This window comes from Streptomyces sp. NPDC031100, from assembly GCF_055570785.1.
In genome coordinates, this window is record NZ_JBVIGN010000002.1 from 313,580 (window position 1) to 331,965 (window position 18,386).

At 71.1% G+C, this 18,386-nt stretch carries 11 protein-coding genes; 8 read left to right on the top strand and 3 right to left on the bottom strand.

Annotated features, from left to right (window positions below; all coding sequences use genetic code 11):
- Window positions 1-53 precede the first annotated feature (53 nt).
- The 5 genes from ACZ5DS_RS05665 to ACZ5DS_RS05685 are packed head-to-tail and all read left to right on the top strand — an operon-like array spanning window position 54 to window position 5,254.
- The gene (locus ACZ5DS_RS05665) at window positions 54-1,073 is read left to right on the top strand and encodes a phytanoyl-CoA dioxygenase family protein (protein WP_468234452.1); all 1,020 of its coding nucleotides are present in this window, start codon (window positions 54-56) and stop codon (window positions 1,071-1,073) included.
- Entirely contained in the window at window positions 1,070-2,368 is a 1,299-nt protein-coding gene (locus ACZ5DS_RS05670; RefSeq protein WP_468234454.1) for a DUF6271 family protein, read from the top strand. The genes ACZ5DS_RS05665 and ACZ5DS_RS05670 overlap by 4 nt, the downstream gene beginning before the upstream one ends.
- The gene (locus ACZ5DS_RS05675) at window positions 2,365-3,576 is read left to right on the top strand and encodes a type III PLP-dependent enzyme (protein ID WP_468234455.1); all 1,212 of its coding nucleotides are present in this window, start codon (window positions 2,365-2,367) and stop codon (window positions 3,574-3,576) included. Before ACZ5DS_RS05670 ends, ACZ5DS_RS05675 begins: the two co-directional genes overlap by 4 nt.
- Window positions 3,573-4,076, top strand: a complete 504-nt coding sequence (locus ACZ5DS_RS05680; RefSeq protein ID WP_468234456.1) for a GNAT family N-acetyltransferase — start codon at window positions 3,573-3,575, stop codon at window positions 4,074-4,076. The genes ACZ5DS_RS05675 and ACZ5DS_RS05680 overlap by 4 nt, the downstream gene beginning before the upstream one ends.
- Complete coding sequence (locus ACZ5DS_RS05685) at window positions 4,076-5,254, top strand: MFS transporter (protein WP_468234457.1); 1,179 nt, start codon at window positions 4,076-4,078, stop codon at window positions 5,252-5,254. Before ACZ5DS_RS05680 ends, ACZ5DS_RS05685 begins: the two co-directional genes overlap by 1 nt.
- 226 nt (window positions 5,255-5,480) lie before the next feature.
- Here the strand turns inward: ACZ5DS_RS05685 and ACZ5DS_RS05690 are convergent, their stop codons facing one another.
- Window positions 5,481-6,443, bottom strand: a complete 963-nt coding sequence (locus tag ACZ5DS_RS05690; RefSeq protein ID WP_468234459.1) for an alpha/beta fold hydrolase — start codon at window positions 6,441-6,443, stop codon at window positions 5,481-5,483.
- A 94-nt stretch (window positions 6,444-6,537) separates the two neighbouring features.
- Complete coding sequence (locus tag ACZ5DS_RS05695; protein WP_468234461.1) at window positions 6,538-8,067, bottom strand: helix-turn-helix domain-containing protein; 1,530 nt, start codon at window positions 8,065-8,067, stop codon at window positions 6,538-6,540.
- Between the two features lie 412 nt (window positions 8,068-8,479).
- Between ACZ5DS_RS05695 and acnA the strand changes: the two genes are divergently transcribed.
- Together acnA and ACZ5DS_RS05705 are read left to right on the top strand one after the other, a co-directional pair.
- Entirely contained in the window at window positions 8,480-11,197 is a 2,718-nt protein-coding gene (gene acnA, locus ACZ5DS_RS05700; RefSeq protein WP_468234463.1) for an aconitate hydratase AcnA, read from the top strand.
- A 145-nt stretch (window positions 11,198-11,342) separates the two neighbouring features.
- Window positions 11,343-11,990, top strand: a complete 648-nt coding sequence (locus ACZ5DS_RS05705; protein WP_468234464.1) for a hypothetical protein — start codon at window positions 11,343-11,345, stop codon at window positions 11,988-11,990.
- Here ACZ5DS_RS05705 and ACZ5DS_RS05710 read toward each other — a convergent pair.
- Window positions 11,889-14,540: a SpoIIE family protein phosphatase gene (locus tag ACZ5DS_RS05710; protein WP_468235092.1), complete on the bottom strand. Its 2,652-nt coding sequence runs from the start codon at window positions 14,538-14,540 to the stop codon at window positions 11,889-11,891. The genes ACZ5DS_RS05705 and ACZ5DS_RS05710 overlap by 102 nt on opposite strands.
- A 530-nt stretch (window positions 14,541-15,070) precedes the next feature.
- Between ACZ5DS_RS05710 and ACZ5DS_RS05715 the strand changes: the two genes are divergently transcribed.
- Window positions 15,071-18,337 carry a GH92 family glycosyl hydrolase gene (locus ACZ5DS_RS05715; RefSeq protein WP_468234466.1) on the top strand — a complete coding sequence of 1,089 codons (3,267 nt, stop codon included), beginning with the start codon at window positions 15,071-15,073 and terminating at the stop codon, window positions 18,335-18,337.
- The last annotated feature ends 49 nt before the right edge of the window (window positions 18,338-18,386 follow it).

An 18,386-nucleotide genomic window follows, 5' to 3' on the forward strand; every position in this document is an offset into this window, starting at 1 on the left:
GGTCTAGTCCAGCTTGAAGGGGCGCTACTGTTCGATCACCACGGAGTGACGGCATGCACAAGCCCTCCCCCTACCTCCACCGAGCGGCGTCCGACCGCCCCTACTTCAGCGCCGACGGCGAGACCTACCTCGCCCCGACTCCCCTGCGCGACCTCGAGAAGTCCCGGCCCCTGCGGGTGCTGTCCGAGGAGGACTTCGCCTTCTGGCAGACGTACGGCTACGTCGTCGTCCGGGAGGCCATCACCCCCGGCGAGGCGAAGAGCCTGCTCGCCTTCGCCTGGGACTTCCAGGGACTCGACCCCGACCGACCCGAAACCTGGTACGAGGAGCCGGAGTTCCGCTCCGAACTCGACCAGCACCTGTTCATCTACGGGTTCGTGGAGGCGTACCACCACCAGCTCCTGTGGGACAGCCGCCAGACCCGTCGCGTCCACGACGCCTTCGTGGACGTGTGGGACTGCGAGGAGCTGTGGGTCACCCTGGACCGGCTCAACCTCAACCCGCCCAACGTCCGCACCCGTTCCCGCTCCCTGATCGAACCCACCGACGAGGGCTTCGACATCGAGCTGCACTGGGACGTCGACACCACCCTCGCCGTGCTGCCGCAGCGGGTCCAGGGCATCATCGCCCTGAACGACACCCGGCCCGAACTCGGCGGCTTCCAGTGCGCCCCGGAGCTGTTCCGCCGCTTCGAGGAGTGGCGCATCGCCCAGCCGGTCGGCCGCGACCCGATCCGGCCCGCGGTCGACCGCGCCGAGTTTCCCGTGGTCCGGCCCGACCTCCAGGCCGGTGACCTGCTGATCTTCAACGGACTGCTGGCGCACGGCGTGGCGCCGAACCGCTCAGCGGGCGGTGTCCGAGCCGTCCAGTACCTGTCGATGATGCCCGCCCTGGAGGAGCACACCGAGCTGCGGAGGTCGCGTGTCGAGTCCTGGCGCACCCTCGGCACCCCCGGATGGAACGCCACCCTGCTCGGCGACGCACGCAGGCCGGAAGCCCTTCGCTACGGCCCCGCCGAACTGAACGACCTGGGCCGCAAACTGCTGGGCCTCGACTCCTGGACGGCACAGTGAACCGGATCTGCCTGTGCCTGCCCACCAACCGGGCCTGCTCCGCCACGATCACCGCGATCCACCAGGAAGCCGCCTACGCAGCCGACCACTTCGGCGCCGACGTCCAGCTGCTGATCCTCGACTCCTCCGACGACCGCACCCGCGCCGAGCACACCCGTGTCGTGACCGCGCTGCCACCGGCCGCGCAGGTCACCGTGCACCACCTCGGAGAAGCCCCGCAGCGCGACTTCCTGCGCCGGGTGATCCGACGGACCGGCCTGGCAGACCCGGACCGGATCCTCGCCCTGCTGCTCCCGTCCGGCGTCTCCTACGGCTCCTGCACCGACCGCGCCTTCCTGCTGGCCGCCGCGCTCGGCTGCCACTCCGTGCACCGCAGGGACTCCGACAGCACCTACCAACTCCTTCACGGCGAGCCGGTCTTCCCCGTCCACCACGAACTGCCGTGGCTGGGCAGGCCCGCGGCCGAGGCGTCGGCCGCCGTCACCCGCACGGACCTCGACCCGGCCCACATGCGTCGCCCGGTGTCACTGGCCGGCGCCTCCTTCATCGGCGAACTCTCCGTCGACATCGGCGAGATACGCCACCTGGACGACGGCGTCTACCACGACGTGGTCGGTCTGTGGGCGCCCGCCGGCGCGTCGCCGGAGCAGCGGCGCGAGCTGGTCGAGGCGTCCTTCAGCGGAGCAGGAACGGCCCCCTTCACCGGCGACCGCTCCACCCTGGCCCTCGTGGACCCCATGCGGGTCGACATGTGCAACATCGCCTTCCACCACGACGTGTACGAGCGGATCCCGCTGCCCCCGGCGACCGACACCATCGGCAGCGACTACTTCCTCATCCACCTGGTCCACGACGCCACGCTCCCGGGCATCCTGCACAACCGGCACATCGAGAACTTCTACACCCCCGAACGCCGCACGGACGCGGGCTTCCTTGCCTATCAGCTGCGCTTCGTGAAGTTCCTGCTGTCGATGCTGTACTTCCACCACGTCTACGACCGGATGACCGCAGAGGGCGCCCGGCTCCTGGACGACCGGCAGCATGTACGGGTGGACAGGATCGTCGCGTTCCTGCGCGACAGCACCTGGCAGGACCCCGCCGAGAACGTGTGGCGCCTGGACCGGGTCGACACCGCCTACCGCAAACTGGGCGGCCGCTACGCGCAGTTCGCCGAACAACTCGACGGCCGTCGCGAGCAGTTGCTGGCCGGGGCCCGCCAGGACATCGAGGACTTCGCCCTGCTCGTCGAGGCCTGGCCCGCACTGGTCGACGCGGCACGGCGCGAGGGCTGGTGAGCGTGGAGACCAGCCCGCGGCTGGCCGCCGCACTGGCCGCCGCCCCGGCGGACCGCATCGTGTACGACCTCGAAGGCATCGAGGCCCAGTACGACCGGCTCCTGGCCGAGTTGCCCGGAATCCAGGTCCGCTTCGCCCTCAAGGCCTGCCCCGTGGACGAGGTGCTGCGGTGCCTCGCCGACCGGGGCGCGGGCTTCGACGCGGCGAGTCCCGCCGAGATCGTCCAGGCCCTGCGCACCGGCGTGCCCGTGGACCGGGTCCACTACGGCAACACCGTCAAGTCCGACGCGGACATCGCCGAGGCCCACCGGCTCGGTGTCCGCACCTTCGCCACCGACAGCGTGCAGGACGTGCGGGCGATCGCCGAACACGCCCCCGGCGCCCGGGTGTTCTGCCGCCTCGCCACCAGCGGGGACGGCGCCCTGTGGGGCCTGAGCCGCAAGTTCGGCTGCTCGGCCGAGGAGGCCGTCCGGGTACTGACCACGGCCGCCGCATCCGGGCTCGTCCCGGCCGGCCTGTCCGTGCACGTCGGCTCCCAGCAGCTGACCGGCGAGGCCTGGCAGCAGGCCCTCGACTCGCTCGCCGAGGTGCTCATGACGCTGGACGGGCTGGGGGTCGTACCGGACCACGTCAACCTCGGCGGCGGGCTGCCCGCGCTCGGCTACCTCGACCGGCACGGAAACCCCCTCGACCCGCCGCTGGACAAGATGTTCACCGTGATCCGCGAGGGCATGGAGCACCTGAGCGGTCTCACCGCCGCCCCGCTCGCCTTCGTCATGGAACCGGGCCGCCACCTGGTCGCCGACCACGGCGCGATCCGCGCTCACGTGTACCGGCTGACCGAGCGGACCCAGCCGGACGGGACGCACGCCCGCTGGCTGTACCTGAGCGTGGGCAGGTTCAACGGTCTGTACGAGATGGACCAGGTGAGCCACCGGCTGGTCTTCCCCGCGCAGGCGGACGAGGACGAGGGGGCGTACGTGACCGCCGTCGTCGCGGGCCCGACCTGCGACAGCGACGACGCCTACGGCGGCGGCCGGCACCCGGTGCGCGTGCCCCATGCCGTCGCCTCCGGCGACCCGGTCTGGATCCTGTCCGCCGGCGCCTACGCCACCAGCTACACGACCCAGGGCTTCAACGGCATCCGCCCGCTGCCGTGCGTGTGCACACGCGGCGCAGCAGGACAGCTAAGGACACCACTGACATGAGAGACCTCATACGGGGCATCACCGAGGCCGACTGGCCCCAGGTCGCGGCCCTGGAGGCCGGGGCGTACGCGGACACGGCGCTCACGGAGGGCGAGGCCGCGCTGCGGACCCGGGCCTCGGCCGGCACCTGCTTCGTCCTGGACCTGGACGGCCGGATCGCGGGCTACGTCCTGGCCCTGCCGTACCCGATGTTCCGCTACCCGGACCTGGCCTGCCCGGAGCGGATCGTCCACCACTCGCCCAACCTCCACGTCCACGACCTCGTCGTCGGCGCGCCCCTGCGGCGCAGGGGACTGGGCAGCAGACTGGTCCGCCACCTGACGGACGCCGCCGGCGCACGCGGTTTCGCGACGATGTCGCTGATCGCGGTCGGAGGCAAGGAACCCTTCTGGCGGGCCAACGGCTACCGGGCCCACCGCGAGGCCCGGCTGCCGGCCGGCTACGGCAGCGACGCGGTGTACATGTCGGCCCGGGTGGCCGCGCACCGGGAGGCGAGCTGATGTCGGACGTCTCCGGTTTCCGCCGCGCCAAGTGGGCGATCGCGGCGCTGTTCTGCTTCCTCGGCTTCCAGTACGCCACCTGGGCCGCCCGTCTGCCCGCGCTGAAGACCAGGCTCGACCTGGGCGCCGGCGAACTGGGTCTGCTGCTGATGGCCTGCGGTGCGGGCGCGGCGGCCTCCTTCCCGCTCGTCGCCGTCCTGATGCGCAGGCTCGGCTCCCGGCGCCTGTCCCTCGCCTCCGCCCTGTGCCTCGTGGCGCTGCTGGCCGCCCTGTCGGTGGTGCCGAACTATCCGCTCGCCCTGCTGGTCATCTGCGGTGACGGCGTCGCCGTCGGATGCCTGAACGTCGCGATGAACGCCCAGGGCGCCGCCCTGGAGACGGTGTACGGCCGCACCGCCATGTCCCAGCTGCACGCGACGTTCAGCGCGGGCCTGCTCGCCGCCGCCCTCCTGGCCTCCGGCGTCACCACCATCACCCCGTCCGTCCCGGCCCACTTCGCGGTGGCCGCGGCACTGTTGCTGCTCCTGCTGGTGTACGCGCGCCGGGGCCTGCTGTCGCACACCGCGGACCCGGACACCCGCAAGCAGCGGACACGCTGGACCCTGCCGTCCGGGAAGACCCTGCTCATGGGCTGTGCCATGGCGTTCGGCACCATCACCGAAGGGGCCATGAACGACTGGTCGACCCTCTACATGAAGGACGTCCTCAGGGCCCCTTCGACGGTGGCCCCGCTGGGCATCGCGGTCGTCTCGGTCATGATGCTGCTGGCCCGGGTGTGCGCGGACCGCTGGCGCAGCCGCTGGGGCGACGGGCGCGTGGTGCGCACCGGCAGTGCCGTCGCCGGCCTCGGCCTCGCGCTCGCCCTGGCGGCCGGCGGGGTGGTGCCCACCCTGCTCGGTTTCGCCTGCGTCGGCCTCGGAGCGGCCGCCGTGACCCCGTGCGTGTACGTGGCCGCCGCCGAACGCGGCTCGGACGCGCTGGCCCTGGTCGCCGCGATGGGCACGACGGGACTGCTGGCCGGCCCCGCCCTGATCGGCTTCGTCGCGGGCGCCGGCGGCCTGACCCTCGGCATGGCCACGGTCGCCGCCTCGGCCCTCGCCGTCACCCTGGCCGCCGTCTGGATCCCCTGGCCCGCCCGCGACCGCACACCTGTGCCGGCCGGCCAGGGCCTGTCATAGGACGGGCGTACAACGACCGGACCCCGTGGCGGACCGGCCGTCGGCGTCAGCTCAGCGACGCGGTGGACGGTACGACGACGCCGTACAGGTCCTCGATGGTCGCCGGCGCGCCGTGGTGCACCTGCTCGGCCGACACCTCGGCACCTCGCCGAGCGCCTCACCGTCGCCGACCTCGCCGCCCAGGCCCATGTGAGCGAGCGCCTCCGGGCGATGCGGCACGCCGGGGTCAGGAGCAGGCCCGGAGGAATTCGATGAGCGCCGCGTTCACCTCGTCGGGGCGTTCCTGCTGGGTCCAGTGTCCGCAGCCCGCCAGCTTGAGGGGCTTGCGCCGCAGGTTCGGCATCAGGTCGGGGAGGCGTTCGATGAGTTCGGGGGTGCCGGGGAACGCCGGGACGATGTCCCGGTCGCCGTAGATGTACAGGGCGGGCGGGGTGACGACGGCGCCCTGCCACGGAGCGGTCAGTTCCCAGTTGCGGTCGAGGTTGCGGTACCAGTTGAGAGCTCCGGTGAAGCCCTGGGAGAAACTCTCGGTGAGCGCGTCGAGGTCGTCCTCGGTGAACCACTGCGGCAGCACCTCGGGGTCCGCCAGGTCCGCGAGCCAGCCGCGCTCGGGGTCGACCAACGGCTGCATGCCGTTGCCCGCGTCGGGGGCGTCGCCGGAGGCGGCGTAGAAGAACTTCCGCAGCGTGGTGCGCGTGTCCCTGGCGAACTCGGCGTCGGCGACACCGGGACGGTTGAAGTAGTTCCAGTAGAAGCGACCGCCGAACATCCTGTCCATGGCGGCCAGCGGAGGCTGCGCCCCCCGGAAGGGCGGCGGCACGCTCAGGCCCGCCACGCCGAGCACCATGTCCGGCCGCAGCAGCGCGGTGTGCCAGGCGACCGGCGCCCCCCAGTCGTGCCCGACGACGTACGCCCTCTCCTCGCCCAGGGCCCGGATCAGCCCGACGACGTCGCCGACCAGGTGCAGGATGGTGTACGCCTCGATGTCCTCGGGCCGGTCGCTGCGTCCATATCCACGCTGGTCGGGGGCGACCACCCGGAAGCCCGCGTCGGCCAGCGGGCCGAACTGGTGCTGCCAGGAGTGCCAAGACTCGGGGAAGCCGTGCAGGAGCACCACCAGGGGTCCCGCACCCTGCTCGGCGATGTGCAGCCGAACGCCGTTCACGTCGACCATCCGATGCTCAACCATGGTCGTGAGGGTACGCGCTGTGATCTTCGCGAGGGGGTCGGCGCCACGGGTGCAGGGTGCCGCCGCACACCAGGGGTGCGGCGGCACCCACCGCTCAGATGTCCCGGAAGATCTCGATCTGCGCCCCAACAGAGTTCAGCCGCTCCGCGAGATCCTCGTACCCCCGGTTGATGACGTACACGTTCCGCAGCACCGACGTGCCCTCGGCCGCCATCATCGCCAGCAGGACCACCACCGCGGGGCGCAGGGCCGGCGGGCACATCATCTCGGCGGCTCGCCAGCGGGTCGGGCCCTCGACCAGGACGCGGTGCGGGTCCAGCAACTGCAGGCGGCCGCCGAGGCGGTTGAGGTCCGTCAGGTAGATCGCGCGGTTGTCGTAGACCCAGTCGTGGATCAGCGTCTGGCCCTGTGCGACCGCCGCGATGGCCGCGAAGAAGGGGACGTTGTCGATGTTCAGGCCCGGGAAGGGCATGGGGTGGATCTTGTCGATGGGGGCTTCGAGCTTGGAGGGGCGGACCGTGAGGTCGACCAGGCGCGTACGGCCGTTGTCCGCGAAGTACTCGCGGCTGCGGTCGTGGTCGAGGCCCATCTCCTCCAGGACCGCCAGCTCGATCTCCAGGAACTCGATGGGGACGCGGCGGACCGTCAGTTCCGACTCCGTGACGACCGCGGCGGCCAGCAGGCTCATCGCCTCGACCGGGTCCTCGGAGGGGGAGTAGTCGACGTCGACGTCGATGTTCGGCACGCCGTGCACGGTCAGCGTCGTGGTGCCGATGCCCTCGACCTTGACGCCGAGCGCCTCCAGGAAGAAGCACAGGTCCTGGACCATGTAGTTGGAGGAGGCGTTGCGGATGACCGTCACGCCGTCGTGCCGGGCGGCGGCCAGCAGCGCGTTCTCGGTCACGGTGTCGCCGCGCTCGGTCAGCACGATCGGACGGTCGGGGCGGACCGCGCGGTCGACCCGCGCGTGGTACTGGCCCTCGGTGGCCGCGATGTCCAGACCGAACCGGCGCAGCGCGATCATGTGCGGCTCGATGGTCCGCGTGCCGAGGTCGCAGCCGCCGGCGTACGGCAGTTTGAAGTGGTCCATGCGGTGCAGCAGCGGACCGAGGAACATGATGATCGAGCGGGTGCGGACGGCCGCCTCCGCGTCGATGGCCGCCATCTCCAGCTGGGCCGGCGGGACCAGTTCCAGGTCGACCCCGTCGTTGATCCAGCGGGTGCGCACGCCGATGGAGTTGAGCACCTCCAGAAGGCGGTACACCTCCTCGATACGGGCCACCCGGCGCAGCACCGTGCGCCCCTTGTTCAGCAGCGAGGCGCACAGCAGGGCGACGCACGCGTTCTTGCTGGTCTTCACGTCGATGGCGCCGGAGAGCCGACGGCCGCCGACCACGCGCAGGTGCATCGGTCCCGCATAGCCCAGCGACACGATCTCGCTGTCCAGGGCCTCACCGATCCGGGCGATCATCTCAAGGCTGATGTTCTGGTTCCCGCGCTCGATGCGGTTGACCGCGCTCTGGCTGGTACCGAGCGCCTCCGCGAGCTGCGTCTGTGTCCAGCCTCGGTGTTGCCGGGCGTCACGGATGAGCTTGCCGATGCGTACGAGGTAGTCGTCTGCCATGAGGCCGAGGCTATCTCACATATGAGATGGCGCCTGTTGGGGGGTCCATTCGGGTGACGCGACGTCAGTGACCAGCGGAGACGCGGAGTATGTGGGACCATGTGGGGGATTTATCCGGTAATCAGCGACTGTTCCGGTTTTACCGAAAATCACACGGAAGTACTAGGTTTGGCGATCTTCGCCCCTCGCTCTGTGGTCGACACCACCGAAAAACGGCAGGGCCGGGCCCGGCCGGGCATGACCAGTCAGCCCCCATGTACTAGAGTTATCTCGACATCGAGATATCTGCCGAGGCGCACCGCAGCCGCCACGCAGTAAGGGTTACCTAAGTTAGCCTTACCTTAGCGGATCGGCCAGACCGGCGTGGCGGCAGGATTGCGGTGGTACGCGCACATCAATGAAGGAGACTGTCGTGTCGGCGAACAGCTTCGACGCCCGCAGCACGCTGCAGGTGGGCGACGAGTCGTACGAGATCTTCCGGCTGGACAAGGTGGAGGGCTCTGCTCGCCTGCCGTACAGCCTCAAGGTCCTGCTGGAGAACCTGCTCCGCACCGAGGACGGCGCGAACATCACCGCCGACCACATCCGCGCCCTCGGCAACTGGGACTCCCAGGCCCAGCCGTCGCAGGAGATCCAGTTCACGCCGGCCCGCGTGATCATGCAGGACTTCACCGGCGTGCCCTGTGTCGTGGACCTCGCGACCATGCGTGAGGCCGTGAAGGAGCTGGGCGGCGACCCGGCGAAGATCAACCCGCTGGCGCCGGCCGAGCTGGTCATCGACCACTCCGTCATCGCCGACAAGTTCGGCACGAACGACGCCTTCAAGGTGAACGTCGAGCTGGAGTACGGCCGCAACAAGGAGCGCTACCAGTTCCTGCGCTGGGGTCAGACCGCCTTCGACGAGTTCAAGGTCGTCCCGCCGGGCACCGGCATCGTCCACCAGGTGAACATCGAGCACCTGGCCCGGACCGTCATGGTCCGTAACGGGCAGGCCTACCCCGACACCCTGGTCGGCACCGACTCGCACACCACCATGGTCAACGGCCTCGGTGTGCTGGGCTGGGGCGTCGGCGGCATCGAGGCCGAGGCCGCCATGCTCGGCCAGCCGGTCTCCATGCTCATCCCGCGCGTCGTCGGCTTCAAGCTGACCGGTGAGCTGCAGCCGGGCACCACCGCCACCGACCTCGTGCTCACCATCACCGAGATGCTGCGCAAGCACGGTGTGGTCGGCAAGTTCGTCGAGTTCTACGGCGAGGGCGTGGCCGCCACCTCGCTGGCCAACCGCGCCACCATCGGCAACATGTCGCCGGAGTTCGGCTCCACCGCCGCGATCTTCCCGATCGACGACGAGACCCTGAACTACCTGCGCCTGACCGGCCGCTCCGACCAGCAGGTCGCCCTCGTCGAGGCCTACGCCAAGGAGCAGGGCCTCTGGCTGGACCCGAAGGCCGAGCCGGACTTCTCCGAGAAGCTGGAGCTGGACCTGTCGACGGTCGTCCCGTCGATCGCCGGTCCGAAGCGTCCGCAGGACCGTATCGTCCTCGCCAATGCCGCCCAGCAGTTCGCGCAGGACGTCCGCAACTACGTCGCCGACGCCGACGAGGCGGGCATCGAGTCCTTCCCGGCCTCCGACGCCCCGGCCGTCCACCCCAACGGCGTGCCGTCCAACCCGGTCCCGGTCACCGCCCCCGACGGCACGACCTACACCCTCGACCACGGTGCGGTGACGGTCGCGGCCATCACCTCCTGCACCAACACCTCGAACCCGTACGTCATGGTCGCCGCCGCCCTGGTGGCCAAGAAGGCGGTCGAGAAGGGCCTGACCCGCAAGCCGTGGGTCAAGACCACCCTCGCCCCGGGCTCGAAGGTCGTCACCGACTACTTCGACAAGGCCGGTCTGACCCCGTACCTGGACAAGGTCGGCTTCAACCTCGTCGGCTACGGCTGCACCACCTGCATCGGCAACTCCGGCCCGCTGCCGGAGGAGGTCTCCAAGGCCGTCAACGACCACGACCTCGCGGTCACCTCGGTCCTCTCCGGCAACCGGAACTTCGAGGGCCGTATCAACCCCGACGTCAAGATGAACTACCTGGCGTCCCCGCCGCTGGTCGTCGCGTACGCCCTGGCGGGCTCCATGAAGGTGGACATCACCAAGGACGCCCTCGGCACCGACCAGGACGGCAACCCGGTCTACCTGACCGACATCTGGCCGACCGAGGCCGAGGTCAACGACGTCGTCGCCAACGCCATCGGCGAGGACATGTTCAACAAGTCCTACCAGGACGTCTTCGCCGGCGACGCCCAGTGGCAGTCGCTGCCGATCCCGACCGGCAACACCTTCGAGTGGGACGCCGAGTCGACCTACGTCCGCAAGCCCCCGTACTTCGAGGGCATGCAGATGGAGCCGGCCCCGGTCACCGACATCGCCGGCGCCCGCGTCCTCGCCAAGCTGGGCGACTCGGTCACCACCGACCACATCTCCCCGGCCGGCGCCATCAAGGCCGACACCCCGGCCGGCCAGTACCTCACGGAGCACGGCGTCGAGCGCCGCGACTTCAACAGCTACGGCTCCCGCCGCGGCAACCACGAGGTCATGATCCGCGGTACGTTCGCCAACATCCGCCTGCGCAACCAGATCGCGCCGGGCACCGAGGGCGGCTACACCCGCGACTTCACCCAGGCCGACGCGCCGGTGTCGTTCATCTACGACGCCTCGCGCAACTACATCGAGCAGGGCATCCCGCTGGTCGTCCTGGCCGGCAAGGAGTACGGCTCCGGCTCGTCCCGCGACTGGGCCGCCAAGGGCACCGCGCTGCTCGGCGTCAAGGCCGTCATCGCCGAGTCGTACGAGCGCATCCACCGCTCGAACCTCATCGGCATGGGCGTCCTGCCGCTGCAGTTCCCGGAGGGCGCCTCCGCCGAGTCCCTCGGTCTGACCGGCGAGGAGACCTTCTCCTTCGCGGGCGTCGAGGAGCTCAACAGCGGCACCACGCCGCGCACGGTCAAGGTCACCACCGACACGGGCGTCGAGTTCGACGCGGTCGTCCGCATCGACACCCCCGGCGAGGCCGACTACTACCGCAACGGCGGCATCATGCAGTACGTGCTGCGCAGCCTGATCCGCAAGTAAGCGGCAGGGCACGGCGGCACAGGGCCGCATCCCCGGTGACGGGGGTGCGGCCCTTCGCCGTACTGTCACCGGGTCATCGTCCCGGCTCAGGTGGAACACAGGGTTACATGTCCGTCACCCCCGGGTCCCCTGCGGGGCGCGGCAGATGAGCCGCCGCCCGTGGAGCCGCTCGTTGCGCACCCGCCTGCTGGTCCTCGTCACCGCCACCCTCGTGTGCGTGTGCGCCGTGCTCACCCTCACCACCGTCCTCGCCCAGCGCGCCTACCTGGTGGGCACCCTGGACGACCGGGTGGACGACGCCGCCGAACGCAGCGTGGGCGGGGCCGCGCTCCACCCCGAACTCCCCGCCGACATCGCCTTCCTCGGCGAGGGCGGCCACACCGAGGGGCTGCCCGCCGCCCGGCTGGACGCCGACGGGCACCTCGTCTCCGCCGCGGTCGTCACCCGGGACGCGGCCCAGCGCGCCCTCACCACCGTCCAACGCGCCGCCCTCACCGGCATCCGGGCCGACGGTTCGCCCACACCCGCACGGCCCCGGCCTCGGCACCTACCGGGTCACCGCCCTCGACGCGAGCGGCATCCGCGTCCTCACCGGCCGGCCGAGCCGTCCTTCACGGCCGAGGACGAAGCGCCGGACCGGTCTGCCCGGCACCCCGCGCCCAGCAGCATCCCGGCCGCTGCGCCTGTGAGGTCACTCCGCGAAGAGCTCCGAGAGGTCCGGCAGGGCCACTTCGGCCCAGATCACCTTGCCCTGGGGGGTGTACCGGGTGCCCCAGCGCTCGGTCATCTGTGACACCAGGAACAGGCCGCGGCCGCCCTCGTCCATCGTCGCGGCGTACCGCAGATGCGGCGAGGTGCTGCTGCCGTCGGCCACCTCGCAGATGAGTGTGCGGTCGCGGATCAGCCGTACGTGGATCGGCTCGGAGCCGTAGCGGATGGCGTTGGTGATGAGCTCGCTCAGGACCAGTTCCATGCCGAAGCCCAGCTCGGCCAGGCCCCACTCCTCCAGCTTGTCCGACACGGCGCCGCGCATCCCCGACACGGCGGCCGGGTCGTGCGGCACGTCCCAGTCGGCGACGTTCTCGGGCGGCAGCGCCCGGGTGCGGGCGATCAGCAGGGCGACGTCGTCCTTGGCCCCGCGGGGCAGCAGCTCCTCCAGCACCGCCTGGCAGCTCTCCTCCGGCGGCCGGTCCGGATGGCCCGCCAGCGCCTCGCGCAGCAGCTCCATGCCCACGTCCAGGTCCCGCGTGCGCTCCTCGACCAGGCCGTCGGTGTACAGCACGAGCTCGGTCCCCTCGGCCAGCTCCAGCTCGGCCGTCTGGAACGGCATGCCGCCGAGGCCCAGCGGCGGCCCGCCCGGCAGCTCCGGGAAGGTGACGCTGCCGTCGGGGTGGACCAGCGCGGGCGCCAGGTGCCCGGCGCGCGCCATGACGCAGCGGCGCGTCACCGGGTCGTAGATCGCGTACAGACAGGTGGCGCCGACGATCTCCCCGGCCGACTCCGCACACGACGACTCGTCCTGGTCGATGCGGCCCACCAGGTCGTCCAGATGGCTGAGCAGCTCGTCGGGCGGCAGGTCGAGCGTGGAGAAGTTGTGCACCGCGGTCCGCAGCCGGCCCATCGTCGCGGCGGCGTGCAGGCCGTGCCCGACCACGTCGCCGACGGCCAGCGCCACCCGGCTCCCCGGCAGCGGGATCACATCGAACCAGTCGCCGCTCACGCCCGACTGGGCGGGCAGATAGCGGTAGGCGACCTCGAGGGCGCTCTGCTCGGGCAGCGCCCGCGGCAGCAGGCTGCGCTGGAGCGTGACCGCTAGGGCGTGCTCGCGGGCGTACCGGCGGGCGTTGTCGATGCTGACCGCGGCCCGCGCCACCAGCTCCTCCGCCAGCGACAGCTCCTCCTCGTCGAAGGCGTCCCGCTTGGAGCGCAGGAAGTTGACCATGCCCATCACGACACCGCCGGCCTGGATCGGGACGGCGATGAGCGAGTGGATGCCGAAGTCGAGGATCTGCCGGGTGCGCTCCGGGTCCTGTTCCTGCCAGCCCTCCGCGGTCGACAGGTCGGTCACCAGCTCGGAGCGGCCGGCGCCGTAGCCGCGCGCCTGGGGGGTGGAGGGCAGGAAGTCGATCAGCTCGCCCTTCTTGTAGAGCGGATGGTCGTCCCGGATGCCGCGCACGGCGACGCGCCGCAGATCCGTCGCCGTGGGGGCCGGCTCCTCGCCGTGCAGCACGGCGTCGGCCACGTCCACGGAGATGAAGTCGGCGAAGCGGGGGACGGCGATCTGCGCCAGTTCCTCGGCCGTGCGGATCACGTCGAGGGTGGTGCCGATGCCCAGTCCCGCGTCGTACAGCAGCTCCAGCCGCTCCCGCGCGATCTCGGCCCGGCCGGACACCGCCTGGAGTTCGGTGGAGTCGCGGAGCGTCACCACGGTTCCCCCGGGACCTCCCGGCCCGTCCGTCGGCCGCTGGTTGACCGCCAGCAGCCGTCCCCCGGCGAAGTGCACCTCGTCGGTGGCCTCGCGCCCGGAGGCGAGCAGCTCCACCGTCTCGGGGGCGAGGCCCGACAGCTCCCGCACCTGCCGCCCCTCGGCCTCGGGGGGCAGCTCCAGCAGCCGTCTGGCCTCGTCGTTGGCCAGCAGCAGCCGCCCGTCGTCATCGACGATCAGCACACCTTCCCGCACCGAGTGCAGCACCGTGTCGTGGTGCTCGTACATTCGGGTCATCTCGTCCGGGGCCAGGCTGTGGGTCTGGCGCCGCAGCCGCCTGCCCACCAGCGCCGTCCCGCCGGTCGACACCACGAGCGCGCCGGCCCCGGCGGCCAGGATGATCGGCAGCTGCTTGTCCACCTGGCTGGTCACGTTCTTGACCTTCAACCCGGCGGAGACGAGGGCGGTCACCTTGTGATGGGAGTCGTAGATGGGAACGGTCGCCTGCACCTCGTGGCCGAGCGGGCCGTGGACGCTCTCGGTGTAGACCTTCCCCGCCAGCGACGGCCCGATCGTGCCCACGAACCGATGGCCGATCTTGCTGGGCAGGGGGTGCGTGTAGCGGATGCCCTTGGTGTCCATGACCACGATGAAGTCGACACCCGCGGCCTTGCGTCCCGCCTCGGTGAGCGGCTGGAGGATCTTCGACGGGTTGGGGCTCCGGAGCGCCTGCTGGACGCCCGGAGAGTGCGCGAAGGTCTGCGCGACGGCTATGGACCGGCGCTTGGCCTCCGTGCTGGTGTCACGTTCCGACTGCAGGACGAGCGCGATGACGGCGCACATCACCAGCACCACCACCAGCGCCACCTGCAGGACGAAGACCTGCCCGGCAACGCTACGAGGGCTCTTGCCGGCCATCGAGCGGCAGGCGAGATGCCTGAATCGGGCGAATCGGTCCCACATGCAACATTTCTAGCACCCGCCTTTCCGGGTGACTACGGCCGGTCCAAGCGATGGACGATATTCCCTCTCCGAATTCCCCCTCCGGACTCCCCTCCGGCCAGTACTTCTACGATCCCCCCTGCCGGCCCATGTGTCACAGCGGAATCGCTCTGGGCGGACCCGGTGGCCGTGCACACCGGGTCCGCGAGCCGGGCAGGTGAGGGGGGTTGGATACCTGTCCGGGTGGTGCTGGCTTGTGGCGGCGAGGCCCTGAGGCGGGCTTCGTCCTGAAGGGGCGCGACAACGTTGTCTGATGGTCTGTACATGACTTTACCGCCTCAACCGACAACGATGTCAACCCACTTGGAGTACTCCGACCAGGTGATCCCGTGTGGTTCTGCAGGGGCGTACGCGGTCTTCCGTGGTACGCGTGGCGCACGTTACTGTCCCTGCGGCTTGTGCGACCTGTGGTGCGCGACCCGTCCGTTAGGAGGAAGGGCCGCGTCATGCGTTTCCGCCCCACGTCCCTGCTGCTCGCCGCGGTGCTCGCGACCGTCGGCGGCACCCCCGCCCTCGCGGCGCCCGCAGCTCCACCGGACCTCGTGAAGGACCCGACCCCGTACGTCGACCCGCTGATCGGCACCAGGAACGGCGGCGATGTCTTCCCCGGCGCCGTCACGCCGTTCGGCATGTTCTCCTTCAGCCCGGAGAACACCAGAGGCGACGCCACCCGAACCGCCGCACCGGGCGGCTACCAGTACGACGCCACCCGCATCCGCGGCTTCAGCCTGACCCACATGTCCGGCACGGGCTGCGCGGGCGGCAGCGGCGACATCCCGCTCTTCCCGTACGCGGGCGAGGTCACCTCCTCCCCGGCGAGCGACACCAAGGACGCCGTCTACGCCTCCGACTTCCGCCACACCGACGAGACCGCCGAGCCCGGCCACTACACGGTCGGTCTCGCCTCCGGCGTCACCGCCGACCTCACCGCGACCGCCCGCACCGGCTCGGCCCGCTTCACCTACCCCGCGGACAAGCCCGCCTCGCTGCTCGTGCGCACCGCCAACTCCGAGGTCGGCTCGGCGGACTCCACGGTCACCATCGACCCGGCGACCCGTACCGTCTCCGGCTCCGTCACCTCCGGCAACTTCTGCGGCTACCTCGACCCGGAGGGCCGGCGCTCCTACTACACCCTGTACTTCACCGCCCGCTTCGACCGGGCCTTCGCGGCGACCGGCACCTGGCAGGACGACCGGCTGAGCCCCGGCTCCCTGGAGGCCTCCGGCGGCACGGGCGGCTTCGCGCACGGCGGGCGGCCCGTCGCGGGCAAGGGCGCCGGCGGTTACGTCCGGTTCGCGCCCGGCACCGGCCCGGTGAACGTCAGGGTCGGCATCTCCTACGTCAGCCGGCAGGCCGCCGAGGCCAACCTGAGGGCGGAGAACCCGCCGGACCGCTCCTTCGAGGCGGTCCGGAACGCGGCCCGCCGCGCCTGGCGCGACCGGCTGGCCGCCATCCGGGTCGGCGGCGGCACGGACGCCGAGCGCACCACCTTCTACACCGCCCTCTACCACTCCCTGCTGCACCCGAACGTCATCAGCGACGCCGACGGACGCTACCGGGGCGCCGACGGCGCGGTGCACCGGGTGGGCCGCGGCCACCGCGCCCAGTACGGCACCTTCTCCGGCTGGGACGTCTACCGCGACCAGGTGCAGCTGCTGACGCTCCTCGACCCCGGGACGGGTTCGGACCTCGCGCAGTCGCTCTACGAGCTCGCCACGCAGAACGGCGGGATCTGGGACCGCTGGCTGCACGGCGCGAGCGGCACCCACGTCATGAACGGCGACCCCTCGCCCACCGCACTGGCCGGCATCCACGCCTTCGGCGGGACCGGCTTCGACCTCAGGGGCGCCCTGGACTCGCTGGTCAAGGCGGCGACCGTGCCCACGCAGCAGGACCTGTCCGCGGCCGGCAAGCCGGTGCTGTCGGTGGGCCAGCGCCCGTCGCTCGACAAGTACCTCAAACTGCACTACATGCCCAGCGTCTCCAACGCCTGGGGCGGAGCCGCCGAGACCCTGGAGATGTCGACCGCGGACTTCTCCCTCTCCCAGCTGGCCTCCGCGGCAGGGGAGAAGGACACGGCGGCCGCGTTCACCCGCCGCGCGCAGTGGTGGCAGAACAACTTCAACGTCGCGGCCGACCCCGGCGGCGGCTATGTCGCCAACCGCAGGGCCGACGGCAGCTGGGTCACCGGCTTCACCCCCGACACCGGCAACGGCTTCGTCGAGGGCACGGCCGCCCAGTACACCTGGATGGTCCAGCACAACCCCGCCGGTCTTTTCGCCGCGATGGGCGGCACCGGTCAGGCCCTCGCCCGGCTCGACTCCTTCTTCCACACCGCCGACGGCGGCTGGGCCTTCACCGGCAACGGCGGCACCAAGTCCGAGCTGGACAACGAGCCGTCCATCAACGTGCCCTACCTGTACGACTACGCGGGCGCCCCGTACAAGACGCAGGAGACCGTCCGCGCGGCGATGCGGCAGCTCTGGTCGACCGGGCCCGGCGGCATCCCCGGCAACGACGACCTCGGCGCCATGTCGTCCTGGTACGTCTTCTCCGCGCTCGGCATGTACCCGCAGGTGCCGTCCCGGGCCGAACTCGTCCTCGCCTCACCGCTGTTCGAGCGGATCGAGATCGACCGCCCGTCCGGCAACGACATCTCGATCCGGGCGACGGGCGCGGCGGCCGACGCGCCGTACATCCAGTCCTTGAAGGTCGACGGACGCACCGGCGACCGGCCCTGGCTGCCCGCCTCCTTCGTCCGGGACGGCGGCCGCCTCGACTACACCCTCGCCACCACCCCGAACCGCACCTGGGGCGCGGCCTCCCCGCCGCCGTCCTTCCGCGCGGGCGAGCAGCCGTACCAGATCGGCGTCGGTCCCACCGCCGCCACGGTCGCACCCGGTGACAGCACGAAGATCGGCATACGGGCGCTGGCCCTGAGCGGCGGCACCGGCCCTGAGGTGCGCTTCCGGGTGGAGACCCCCTCCGGCGTCACGGCCGCACCGGCCGCGGGCACCGTCACCGACGGCTCCCAGGAGATCACCCTCACTGCGGCCCGGGACGCCACCCAGGGCTTCTACGCCGCCAAGGTCACCGTCACCTCCGGCGACACCTCCTACGAGCAGCCCGTGTCCCTGACCGTGGCCGCTCCGGGCACCCTGCTCGCGGCCTACAACAACACCGGCATCTCCGACGACGAGGGCGAACACGACGAGGCCGACTACGACGGCGGCGGCTGGAGCTACTCCCGCCAGGCCCTCGCGACGGCCGGCCTGACCCCGGGCACACAGGGGACGGTCGACGGCCTCACGTTCACCTGGCCCGCCTCGCCGGCCGCCCGCCCCGACAACGCCTCGTCGGCCGGCCAGACCATCGAACTGGCCACCACGGCAGGCAAGTTGGCCTTCATCGGCAGCGCGGTCAACGGCAACCAGCAGACCAGGGCGACCGTCACCTACACCGACGGCACGACCGACACCGTCGACCTCTCCTTCACCGACTGGACCGTCGGCGGCGGAGGCGGCACCGTCCAGTACGGCAACGAGGTCGTCGCCAAGACCGCGTACCGCAATGTCGCGGGCGCCGACAAGGACCCGGTGGCCACGTACGTCTTCGCGACGAAGCCGTTCACGGCACCGGCCGGCAAGACCGTCAGGAGTGTCAGGCTGCCCGAGAACACCGATCTGCACGTGTTCACGCTGGCCACCGGCTGAGCTGCCCGGACATGACGAAGGGGCGGGCCCGCGAGGGACCCGCCCCTTC

What these genes read in the sequence shown, in the direction of transcription:
- ACZ5DS_RS05710 (WP_468235092.1), bottom strand. Translation starts at nt 14,540, where the DNA reads ATGGCCGGCAAGAGCCCTCGTAGCGTTGCCGGGCAGGTCTTCGTCCTG.
- ACZ5DS_RS05665 (WP_468234452.1), top strand. Translation starts at nt 54, where the DNA reads ATGCACAAGCCCTCCCCCTACCTCCACCGAGCGGCGTCCGACCGCCCC.
- ACZ5DS_RS05680 (WP_468234456.1), top strand. Translation starts at nt 3,573, where the DNA reads ATGAGAGACCTCATACGGGGCATCACCGAGGCCGACTGGCCCCAGGTC.
- ACZ5DS_RS05705 (WP_468234464.1), top strand. Translation starts at nt 11,343, where the DNA reads ATGAGCCGCCGCCCGTGGAGCCGCTCGTTGCGCACCCGCCTGCTGGTC.
- ACZ5DS_RS05695 (WP_468234461.1), bottom strand. Translation starts at nt 8,067, where the DNA reads ATGGCAGACGACTACCTCGTACGCATCGGCAAGCTCATCCGTGACGCC.
- ACZ5DS_RS05685 (WP_468234457.1), top strand. Translation starts at nt 4,076, where the DNA reads ATGTCGGACGTCTCCGGTTTCCGCCGCGCCAAGTGGGCGATCGCGGCG.
- ACZ5DS_RS05690 (WP_468234459.1), bottom strand. Translation starts at nt 6,443, where the DNA reads ATGGTTGAGCATCGGATGGTCGACGTGAACGGCGTTCGGCTGCACATC.
- ACZ5DS_RS05715 (WP_468234466.1), top strand. Translation starts at nt 15,071, where the DNA reads ATGCGTTTCCGCCCCACGTCCCTGCTGCTCGCCGCGGTGCTCGCGACC.